An 11361-nucleotide genomic window follows, 5' to 3' on the forward strand; every position below is an offset into this window, starting at 1 on the left:
ATACCAGACTAAACACCTAAGATAAGGTGTCGCACTTCTTATTTGAGGGCACCGCCTATATGCTGGTCCGCTGCTGAACATCTAAATCACCTGCAACAGGAGAGCAACGCACTGGCTCAGTGTCCGGAATGCGACCGCCGAAAATCCGCAAGGGCAAACGATAGTAAAGGTTTAAAACCAGGGAGATACTCCCAATAATTGCCCAAAACGCCCACCAAGCGACACGGCCCACTATCCGGTCCGACTGAGTCATCCCATTTTCATCTCGCATATAATTTTTTATTTAATTGGCCTACACCAACTGAGTTGAAAGGGTTTTGTTTAAATTCGAGAATCAATGCGGCAGGGCAATAATAATCCTAAACATTCCGGATGGCAAATACTATCATTCGAGAGAGTAGAAACGGCTCTTTTCAACTTAAGTGAATACGACACGTGAACAAAGCATTGGCGCCGCGAACCGGCCCTGATGGCTTAGACGCGGCATTTCCGCGGCATTCGAGTTGCATATTCGCTGAACCGCCATGCGCGAGGGCGCTTGTCGGATGGACTGGGCGGGTTTCCCGCTCTTGAGCGGCCCAGGTTTTATGACATGTCGTCGCGAGCGCCGCCCTCGGCGTATCCACTTGAAAAGAAATGTAGAAAGACACAGGTATAGCCACACCCGCTAATTTGACAGTTGACGTCGCCATTATGGCGGTGGTTCGGCTCACCACAAAGTTGGCAGGAATCGATGCGTAAACGCTCGCACGCAAGTCCGTCGTTCTACTATCCGACCCAAAAAATGTCGGTATTCATCCCATGTTTAGCTCTGCCAGTCGTCCGGCATGTTTGCCACGAATTAGAGTGCCTAATCTATTAAATAAATACTAGCCACTGATTTAACGGTTGTCGGATCAACGCCGACGCCCACAAAATTTCTATTGATTTTCAGCAACAACACGTAGTATAGTCAAGCAATTCTGCAATAAAGGCTTTGCTCACTCTAGGATTTCAAGCACATTTTTCCGAATAAAGACGCAGTGCGATGTTTCTGGTTTGTCGTTCGCGCTACAGGCATTAAGCATTTGTATGCTGCAGTACTAGATAGTCGCAACCGCCAGGGAAGCGTTATTGCGCATATTCCTGGCGAGACCCGCGGTTCTAATTTTAATAATTCGATTTTCTCGAGGCTGCCAGGTGCAAGAAGTCAAACAAGCGAATGCACATATATTGATGTGCGGCGATGCAGGCTATTTCCAGCACATTGCGGCATGCTTGGTGTCTTTGCTCGAATCGAACAAAGGTATCCAATTTTCAGTAGTGGTTGCTGCCACCCGCTCCTCTGAAGAAAGCAATCGAAAGTTGCAAGGCAGCTTGCGGCGATACAAGAATATAGACCTTCGAGTAGTCCATTTCGATCCTTCGTGCTTGGCGGGTCTTCCACTCACTACTGCTTATCCGTCTGAAATATACGTACGGTTCTGGGTAGAGCATTATTTTGCCGAAGATGTCGATCGGGTAATTTATCTTGATGGAGACACGGTGATCACGGGTTCGATCGAGCCACTTCTCGCATTGGATATGGGCGAAAACGTCTTGGCCGCGGTTCAGATTCCGGGCTCAGATCGGCCGCAAAGGTTCGGCTATGACCCGAAGTTTGGCTATTTTAATTCCGGCGTCATGGTATTGAATCTCCCGCAATGGCGCGCAATAAACGCAAAGGAACTGCTAGTCACCAAAGCCTATAGCATGACTGGCAAGTTGAATGACCCAGATCAGGACGTTCTAAATATCTGTTTTCATGACAGGTACGTGCGCCTTGATTACGTATGGAACGCAATCTCGCCATTTTTTAAGGAAATGAATCATTTGGCGCTGACCAAAACCGAGATTGCGCGTGTTGTACGTGACGTACGTATTGTCCACTTCAATGGGGGAGCAAAGCCTTGGCACTATCTGTGTTTTCATCCGTATGCAAAAGAATATCTGCACTGTGTTTCGAAAACCGAGTGGCGCGGATTCAGGCCCAGCGATTACAGTGCAATTAACATTATCAAAAAGAAAATTATTTCTGTCCTGGGTGAGCGGCGGTCCGGCATGGTAAGCAGCGTTGTTCGGAAATTCCTTGCCACCGCACCCTGACACAATGTCATCCGCCTTGCGGCCAGCCTACTTTAACCATATATAAGCTACTCCGACGTGGACAGTCTCTCTTCCGCATACATATCAGTCGTAATTCCTACAAGGAATCGAGCTCAACTTCTAGCGCGGACACTACAGGCAATAAAAGCACAGTCATTTCAGCGGTTCGAGGTAATCGTCGTTGACGATGCATCAGATGAATACACGAGATCGCAATACCGCGAAGTGTGGACTGCGCTCGACAGCCGCTTTATCCTGCATTCGCTTGGGCAAAACGGAAACAGGGGGTTGGGGCCGTCAATTACGCGCAATATAGGGTTGTCGATTGCGCATGGAGAGGTTATTGCGTTCTGTGATGACGACGACTTTTGGACTGCGTCCGACCATCTTGAATCGATGGCTTCCATATTCTTGGCGCGACCGGAGATTGATATGTACATCGCCAATCAGACGGGTGTGTCAAGCCATGGAATTGAAATCGAAGACTGGTTTCCGAAACTAACAGCAGCACTTGCGAGCCGTGCCGTTTCCTCCGAACCCGGAAACATTGTGAGCATCCAGGAACTATGCGAGGCCGGCGGATTCGCCCATCTAAATATTTTGTCGCTCCGAAAAAGACCTATTAACCAGTTTGGTGGCTTTTGGGAGCGCGTCACTTATGAGGAAGACCGCGATTTTTTCTGGCGCATGCTCGATAGCTGCAACAAAGTCTTCTATAACCCGAAAATCGTTGCGCAGCACAACATTCCTGATCCGAAAAAAACGGACAACCAGTCTACCCAGCATCCTCTGGTAGAGCGCTGGCTGCTCGCGATACTGGTCTGTCAGCACATTGCCACCTCAGCGAAACATCCATCTATCTCTGGTCTGGCGCGACGATATGAAGGTGATCTTCTACGGCGGCTGGCGACGCATTTTGCAAGCGCCGGCCAGCACGCTCTTGGCTTCGCGTTTGCGCGACAGGCACTAGGCGCCAGGTTTTCATTCAAGTGGTCCGGATACTTGACGCTGCTTGCATTTAAAGCCCTCCTAATCAACGAAGTGCGGTAAACGTCATGGAAAAAGTATTAGTCATCGGCGACGACATGCGCAGTTTTCTCGCAACGGTGCGCTCACTAGGCCGCCAGGGTCTGGAGGTGCATGCGGCACCATATGACATGTCCTCACCTGCGCTGACGTCGCGCTACGTACACCAGGTTCATCCCCTTCCTTTTTATCTGGATGGGGGGCGTGCTTGGCTGGACGCGATCTCGACGCTGCTGGCAGGTGAAAAATTTAAGCTGGTCATTCCCTGCGACGAGCGGAGCCTGCTTCCACTGATCCGGCATCAAGATGAGCTGAGCGTCCACACCAGGTTGGCGATTCCTGATGGGCGCGGCATGGAATTGTTTTTTGATAAGCACAACACGCGTGAACTAGCAAAGTCGCTACATATTCCAGTCGCAAACGGCAGGGTGCTTACTCCTTGGGACACTCCCCTGACGATCGCAAGCGATGTCGGACTGCCGCTGATAGCCAAATACCGAAAATCCTATTCCTGGCCTGAACTCTATGTACGGACCAAGACCGCGGTCATCAATACCGAAGCTGAGCTCTCGGATTGGCTCAAGAAAAATCAGGCAGCTGGCGACGAGATCCTGTTCGAGCAAATGTTTCCCGGTATCGGCGTCGGCGTGTCGATACTGTGCAGTGAGGGCAGGATTTTGCAGGCCTTTGAACACCATAGGGTACGGGAGCTTCATGGCGCAGGTTACTACCGGAAAAGCGCGCCTATCGATCAGAGCCGGTTGGCAGCCGTATCCCGCATGGTCGGACACGCTGCCTACACCGGCATTGCCATGTTTGAGTTTAAGGTCGAACCAGAATCTGGCGAATGGATACTCCTGGAAGTTAATGCTCGCCCATGGGGATCGCTACCTTTGCCGGTCTCGATCGGAATCGATTTTCCATATCGTTTATATCGCCTGCTGGCCGATGGCGAATCCACGAATTCGGTCAATTACAAGGCGAACATGTATGGACGCAACCTGATTCAGGACTTGGGCCAGGTGCGTACGGTAATCCAGATGACAGCGCGCTCGCCGCTTAAGCTGACAGCCTACCTTGCGCGCTGGCTGCTGGAATTCAGGCATCTTGCAGTTGGACGCGAGTCTCATGACGGCTACGCCATCGATGACAAGCAACCGGGCATCGTTGAGATAAAACGTGCCTGCATATCATTTGTACATGCTTTGCGAAAAAAGGTGTTCGGGCCACAGAAACCTATTCGCTCAGGACTGAAAGAGAAAATCATCGCTGACCTGAAGTCGGGCGATGCTCATATACGTATCCTGTTTGTTTGCGAAGGAAATATTTGCAGGAGTCCGTATGCAGAGTTAAAGCTCTGGCAGCTGGTGCAGCAACACGCGGATAAATTCGACATTGGATCTGCTGGCATGTTACCGCGCAATCGCAGGGCATCACCCCAAGCTGCCATTGACGCGGCGGCGCGTAGGGGCGTCGAAATGACCAAGCACCTCTCTGAGCACGCATTCGACGAAAAGATGAAGAGCGCGACACAAGTACTTATCTTCGATCGCGTCAACTATAAAAGCGTCATGGCGCGCTATCCGGTGTACGCGAAAAAGATCTTTTTTATAGGCGAATTTGCGCGGCAAGACGGCAAAGTGATCGAGATAGTCGACCCGATCGGAAAGGCCACTACTACGTTTGACGCGACTTACCAGCAAATTGATATTTGCCTGCAGGGATACGCCGATACGGTTCTTTCAACAATAAAATAACGAGCGTCCATGTTTGATCGAACTTCTCATGCGCCGGCGCGCCTCCCACGGAATCATCCGCCTGTTCTACTGGTCGCGGTGGACACTGAAGAGGAGTTTCATTGGGATAAGCCATTTTCGAGGGAAAGCACCGCGACCACGTCGATAGCTGCTCAAAAGATGCTGCACGATCGTATTTATGACAGATACGGAATTGTGCCCACGTACCTGGTCGACTGGCCAGTTGCCACAGCGCCGCAGTCGGTTTCGACTCTTAAGTCATTAATGGAAAATCGTCAATGCGAGATTGGAACGCATCTTCACCCCTGGGTTTCGCCACCACATCACGAGACCGTGTCGACTTTTAATTCTTATGCCGGGAATTTACCGAAGTGGCTTGAATTCGAAAAGCTTCGATGCCTGACCGAGATGATCTCCGAAAATTTCGGCCATAAACCGATCATATTTAAGGCGGGCCGCTATGGCCTTGGGCGGAATACGGCAGAGGCCATAGCAAAGCTGGGCTACAAGGTTGATGCCAGCATTGTGCCCTACACGTCGTTTGCCTCGGATGGCGGCCCGGACTTCTCAGGGTTTTCGGAATACCCATTCTGGTTTGGTGATGAATCCAATCCGATGCTGGAACTGCCCGTGACGACCGGATTCCACGGGCTGTTGCGGGACTACGGTTCGGCGCTTTATCCGCACCTGGCTGCGGCACGGCTGGCCGCCCTGCGCGTTAGGGGGATAGCTGCCCGGACACGGATGCTTGAGCGTATCAGACTGACACCGGAGGGGTGCAACGCCAATGACATGATACGTCTGGCGACGACTTTGACAAGGAAGGGCTGTCAGGTCATGACGCTTACTTATCACAGCCCATCCGCCGTGCCAGGACATACTCCATATGTTCGCTCAAATATGGAACTGGAAGCATTCCTTTCGTCGATTGAAGAATTCTGCGCGTACTTTAAGCATGAACTTGGTGGAGTATTCATGAGTATTTCAGTACTGCACGGCAAACTGGAACAGTCGCGCTTGCCCTGGTTGGCGCAGACGGCATGAGTGCAAGGATTGGAGGTGGTGCTAGCGTGACCAGCACCAGCACCAGCACCAGCACCAACTACAGTAAAACGATGCACCGTTCCGTGTGCGCTATTTCTTTTTCTTTCCCAAGAGTATTCGCAGCCGGCGTGGCTCGAATACCGGCACATTCATTCTCCATCATGATTAAGATTTTGACAGGCTTGCGATCGTCACTTAAAAGCAGCCTCATTCCGGCCTTGAATCGACCGTCACCTCGATGCCTTGTTGCGGCTCTACCGGAAGGAAAAGGCATTCCGAAAATCATTCATCAGACATTCTATAAAACCGCCTTACCCGAGGCACTCGAGCTAAACGTCACGAAGCTGAAAAAACTGAATCCCGACTGGGAATACCGTTTTTACGATGACAATGGCATAACAAGCTTCATCACGGACAATTATCCTCCATCCGTCCTGTCCTATTTTAATCGAATCGATGGCGAGTACGGTGCCGCCAAAGCAGATCTTTTCAGATATCTTCTGATGTATAAATGCGGCGGGGTCTATTTGGATATAAAAAGTTCAGCGAACAAGCCACTGGACGAAACTTTTAAGAAAGATGACGTCTACCTACTCTCATTTTGGAAAAATGGAAAAGGAGATGAATTTGAGGGATGGGGCCGCCACAAGGAACTGAGCGAATTCGAAAATGGGGAATTTCAGCAGTGGTACATCGCCTGTGCCCCCGGCCATCCATTTTTAAAGGCAGTAATTGAGGGAGTGCTGAGAAATATTGACAGCTATAACCCTGTCTTGCACGGTGTTGGGAAGCATGGAGTCCTGCGGGTTACCGGCCCTGTGGCCTACACTCTAGCTATTCAGCGGCTAATTTCAGACGTTGGCCACCGGTTTGTAGATAGTCGTGCCGAATTGGGGTTTGAATACAGTGTCTACAGTAGCAAAGCGCATACGAACCTATTCAAGTCTCATTATTCTGTTTTAACACGCCCAATTGTGAAGCTGGGCCATATACAAAGGCAGACTGCACGACTACTCAATGGCCTGCAAAAAACTAGGCATTTTTTAACAAAGCGACTTTCTTAAGTATAAGGATTTTGCAAAACGAGGCCAGTTTTTTCCGGCTTTCCCGTTCTCCGGATAATTACCGGAACGCCAGGGCGCCGGAACTCTTCTGGGTATGCCATCAAAAATAGTGATTTATTGGCATAGCATGCCTGCATTAATTTTAATATCCAACCATGTTAAAAAATAGGTACGTATTTTTGGACGGGCTGCGCGGAATTGCCGCCATATTCGTCCTTATGCATCACACCTCATCCTTCTGGGGATTCTCTTTTCCCAAGGGCTATCTGGCGGTAGACCTTTTTTTTATCCTTAGTGGATTTGTCATCGGCCATGCTTATGACGCGAAGTTACAGAGGCGGGACATCTCACTTTTGAAATTTTTTCGCCTCCGCTTGATACGCCTGTACCCGATTTACTTACTGTCTATTTTCGTCTGCCTTGTGACCATCATTCTCGGAGCGCTGCCTCACCTTCCGTCACCTGATGGAAAAGCGGCGTTCATTGAGATTGCAGCCGTTACTGCAAGCACGTTATTCTTCATCCCCTTTCATGCCAGTGGTACAACTATCCTTTTCCCGATGAATGCTCCCTACTGGTCCCTGTTTTTTGAGTTAATTAGCAATTTTATATACGCGACATGCAGGCCAATTTTAGGCAATAAGGTATTAATCTCGATCGTCGGTAGTGCCGCCATCGGAATCATTCTTATCGTGAATCACTTTGGATATTTAAACTCGGGCCACAGTTGGGATAAATTTGTCATTGCAGGCGGAATCTTTCGCTCTTCGTTCGGCTTTTTTATTGGCCTATTTCTTTACAGAAATCACACCAAGCTGGGCCGACACTGCAAATCCCGGTTCCTTCCGTGGGCATCTTTAATCATCGTTGCAATGATTTTAGGCGCACCTTCTTTTCGCGAATACAAGGGAATTGATGACCTGATCGCAGTTTTCATTATTTTCCCCTTTGTGGTAACAGTAGCAGCGCATGGAAAGACCATACGATTCGACCGCCCGTTAATTGCGCTAGGGGCAGCCAGTTACCCGATTTATTTGCTTCATGCGCCTGTGAGCCACTTAATCGAACACGAAATGGGCGCTACAGTAATTGCATCGGCACCGGCTAGCGGTATAGCCCTTTTGCTGGGGCTAGTTGTTTCAGCCTTTTTGATCGATAAATACTACGACATCCCCGTGCGACAATGGCTGTCCGGCCGGCGGGACCGCCAAATAGTTTTATCGCCATGCACTTCATCCGTCAACCAAAGCACAGTCCAATAAGATGGATTGGACGAGACCGCTGCTTTTGAAACACGCTAAATTAGCACAACTCTGCCATGTGAAAGCGTAGAATTTCTGAATATGCCTGTTCAGAGGGATATTCATGGATACCGTGATTTCTGTTGACGCCGATTGGAATGAGGATTTTCAGGCATGGCTTGAACCATTCCTGGCGGTTTTTAAGCGTTCCGAGCAACGGTGCTGAGCACCCCGATACTTGCAAGGACTTATAGGTCCAGGAGCGCGCAAGAGTGTCGAGCCAATGGCCGAACGCGTGTGCCCCGGGCAGACGCAGCAACTTTCCCACTTTGTATCGACCTCGCCCTGGCCTACCGCCCCTTTGGAACAGGTGCTGCGTAAAACATCTGATGCCTTGGTAGGCGGCCAGGACGCCGTGCTGATCGTGGACGACACGGCGCTACCCAAGCAGGGCAAGCACTCGGTCGGCGTCAAGCGCCAGCATTGCGGGGTGCTCGGCAAGCAGGCGAACTGCCAGGTGCTCGTCTCGCTCACTTTGGCGCAACAGGAGGTGCCAGTACCGATTGCCCTGAGACCGTACTTGCCCAAAGATTGGGCGCAGGATAAAGCGCGTCGTGCACAAGCCAAGGTACCCGAGTCGATCTCGTTTGGAACCAAGGGCGACATTGCACTGGCGCAGATCGATATTGCATTGGCGAACAACGTGCGCTTTGGGACGGTCCTGGCCGATGCCGGCTACGGCAGTTCGGCAGAGTTTCGTGCCGGGTTGACGCAGCGAGGGCTACGTTGGGCAGTGGGTGTGCAGCCTACACAGAAGGTCTATCCAGCTGATGTGGAACTCAGTGTGCTGGCCCATCCCGGGGCTGGGAGACCTGCTAAATATCCGCGACCGTCGACACCGAGCGTGCCGTTGGTGCAGATGATTGACATGTTGGCCCGAAGGCACTGCGGCGCTGTTCGTGGCGCAGCGGCACCAAAGGCATGCTCAGTGCGCACTTTGTGGCCGTGCGGGTGCGCGTTGCTGACGGCACCTTGGTATCGCATGGGCAGCATCTTCCTGGCCAGGCTGCATGGCTGGTGTGCGAAGCGCGCTCCAGCGGCGAGCGCAAATATTACTTCACCAACCACCCGCCCAACACGCCGCGCAGGACTCTGATACGCGCGATAAAGGCCCGCTGGGCATGCGAGTAAGTGCATCAGCAACTCAAGGACGAACTTGGCCTGGACCATTACGAAGGCAGATCCTGGCTGGGGCTACACCATCATGCGTTATTGACGATGATTGCATTCAGCTACCTACAGCACCGACGATTGGCCAGCGCTTTACAAGCGGAAAAAAAACGACACCCAATGCAGTGGGTCCGCCACCCCAGCCATCATTACCATCAGTACGCCGCGCCCTTATAGCCGCGCTGTGTCCCATCCTTTGCAGTCGGTGTCCTAATTGTGGTGCCTCGATAAACCTGCGTCAGCTTGAGTGACATGGCAGAGTAGTGCTAAGTAATTGATTGATAAGGTTGTTCAATTTTTATGAACAATGAGAAAATCCTTATACATCAATGACTGGGCCAACACATGGCAGAGTAGCGCTGATGAGGTCAGCCCTTTCGCGCTATCCAGAGTTTTCCCAATCCCAGCATCACGCTGCGCAATGGCTCGGGAGCTCGGCGCTCGGGGATATAAGGACCGCTGCGGCCGCACAATCCATCCCAGATCCCCCGTAATAGCGCCTCGACGACCGTCGCACCTCTCTTGGCACGATGCAGATCAAACGCTTGCCGTAGGCTACGGTGCAGGGTCCAAAAATGGGCCTTCACTGCGAGGAGCCTAGTGCAGTGCTTGCGCCATAAACGGATTTCGTTGCGTGCCATGTAATAGTGGACATGAGGAGCAACGAGATCAGTATCATCAGCGGAGCCTTCGCGCGGCTGGTGCCAGAGGATAGCCCGAAACTCTACTACATTCAGAAAGCCAGCTTGAGCGCTGCGAATCGACAGATCAATATCTTCATCGTAGGCGAAGAACTGCTCGTCGAATCCACCCACTTTTTCTATCACACTACGCCGGATTAATAGGGCTGTTCCAAAAACAGCCATTCTCTCAGGGCAATCACTCTGCCATTTCAACGCTTCGTTAATGTCGAGGGTCACTTCCAAAGACGCTTTGGAACAGTCGAATCGGACACCTGCTGCCTCGCAGCATGGAATATCACCGGGCCGCATGAGCAGTGGGCCGACCAGACCAATACGGTCATCACTCTCTGCCAGAGTCACAAGGAGGGAAAGTGTTTTCGTCTCTACCTTTGCATCATTATTAAGGAGCCAAATATAATCTGCCCCCATCTCCATGGCTCGTGCAATTGCTAAATTGTTGCCGCCTGTATAACCATGATTGCTCGATAGAGAAATAAGCTCCGATGTCTCGGGCAAGGCGCAAAATTTCCCCAACGAGCCATCTGTGGAACCGTTATCAACTAACAACAGTCGCCAATTGGGGTAATCAAGCTGTTTAAGGGAGTCAATACATTCAAGACTGAGACGCCATTTATTCCAATTTAGAATCACAATTACTACGGTCGGTACGAGAGACATCTGGGAATGAGTCATAATAAAAATTCCGATAGGATATTTTTTAGAATACGGTAATTTTTGCAATTGAGCAAATTGCTACGCGCAGTGGGGTCTGCATACTGCTGGTAAATCCAGTCGCCAGCTTGCTCATGCCAATTTAACTCATACTTTATTCGTCAAACGGCCGTTAAAAACCGCAGATCCCAAGCATTCATGAGGCCAAGTCTGAAACAATTCACTGTTAAATTTGTAATAAATACCACAGTTTCCCGACTCACCAATATTCAAGCCTAAAAATTCTGCCGGATGTGGGCTACCGCTCTAAAGCCATCCCCTTACCCATAACTTTTACCTGCCGCCATTTCAAGCGCAGCGCGCATGCCCTCAACGAAAAAGTGCAGGGCTTGCATGCCGCTCCAGATGGTTTTCGCGCCAGGTTGACCGTCGCCTTTGCATCCCATAAATCCGCCTGCCGAGGCGACCATGCGCATGACTTCGTTTAGCGTAGGAGGTGTAGCGGGCAGTTTCTTTTTCG

Annotated in this window: 8 protein-coding genes and 2 pseudogenes; 8 read left to right on the forward strand and 2 right to left on the reverse strand. The window is 50.8% G+C overall.

Features of this window, described 5'->3' with window-relative positions; all coding sequences use genetic code 11:
- Positions 1 to 1179 precede the first annotated feature (1179 nt).
- From QOL82_RS28800 to QOL82_RS29345, 8 genes and pseudogenes are all read left to right on the forward strand, one after another.
- Positions 1180 to 2124, forward strand: coding sequence for a glycosyltransferase family 8 protein (locus tag QOL82_RS28800; RefSeq protein ID WP_283445764.1), 945 nt, complete (start codon positions 1180 to 1182; stop codon positions 2122 to 2124).
- Positions 2125 to 2181: 57 nt separating this feature from the next.
- Positions 2182 to 2547 (forward strand): annotated as a pseudogene (locus tag QOL82_RS29340) (glycosyltransferase family 2 protein); the annotation flags it as partial.
- A gap of 9 nt (positions 2548 to 2556) precedes the next feature.
- Positions 2557 to 3174 carry a glycosyltransferase family protein gene (locus tag QOL82_RS28805; RefSeq protein WP_283445765.1) on the forward strand — a complete coding sequence of 206 codons (618 nt, stop codon included), beginning with the start codon at positions 2557 to 2559 and terminating at the stop codon, positions 3172 to 3174.
- Between the two features lie 5 nt (positions 3175 to 3179).
- Positions 3180 to 4907, forward strand: coding sequence for an arsenate reductase/protein-tyrosine-phosphatase family protein (locus QOL82_RS28810; protein WP_283445766.1), 1728 nt, complete (start codon positions 3180 to 3182; stop codon positions 4905 to 4907).
- A 9-nt stretch (positions 4908 to 4916) separates the two neighbouring features.
- A complete protein-coding gene (locus QOL82_RS28815) occupies positions 4917 to 5951 on the forward strand; it encodes a polysaccharide deacetylase family protein (protein WP_283445767.1) in 1035 nt (344 codons plus the stop codon).
- The gene (locus QOL82_RS28820) at positions 5948 to 7015 is read left to right on the forward strand and encodes a glycosyltransferase family 32 protein (protein WP_283445768.1); all 1068 of its coding nucleotides are present in this window, start codon (positions 5948 to 5950) and stop codon (positions 7013 to 7015) included. Before QOL82_RS28815 ends, QOL82_RS28820 begins: the two co-directional genes overlap by 4 nt.
- Positions 7016 to 7194: 179 nt before the next feature.
- Complete coding sequence (locus tag QOL82_RS28825; protein WP_283445769.1) at positions 7195 to 8277, forward strand: acyltransferase family protein; 1083 nt, start codon at positions 7195 to 7197, stop codon at positions 8275 to 8277.
- A 112-nt stretch (positions 8278 to 8389) separates the two neighbouring features.
- Positions 8390 to 9663, forward strand: a pseudogene (locus QOL82_RS29345) (IS701 family transposase).
- A gap of 191 nt (positions 9664 to 9854) precedes the next feature.
- Here the strand turns inward: QOL82_RS29345 and QOL82_RS28840 are convergent.
- Positions 9855 to 10862, reverse strand: a complete 1008-nt coding sequence (locus QOL82_RS28840) for a glycosyltransferase family 2 protein (protein ID WP_283445770.1) — start codon at positions 10860 to 10862, stop codon at positions 9855 to 9857.
- 299 nt (positions 10863 to 11161) lie between these two features.
- On the reverse strand, positions 11162 to 11361 hold a 200-nt coding region (locus tag QOL82_RS28845), incomplete at its 5' end, for an IS4 family transposase (protein WP_283445771.1).

Source organism: Noviherbaspirillum suwonense, assembly GCF_900182955.1.
GTDB classification, from domain to species: Bacteria; Pseudomonadota; Gammaproteobacteria; order Burkholderiales; family Burkholderiaceae_D; genus Noviherbaspirillum_A; species Noviherbaspirillum_A suwonense.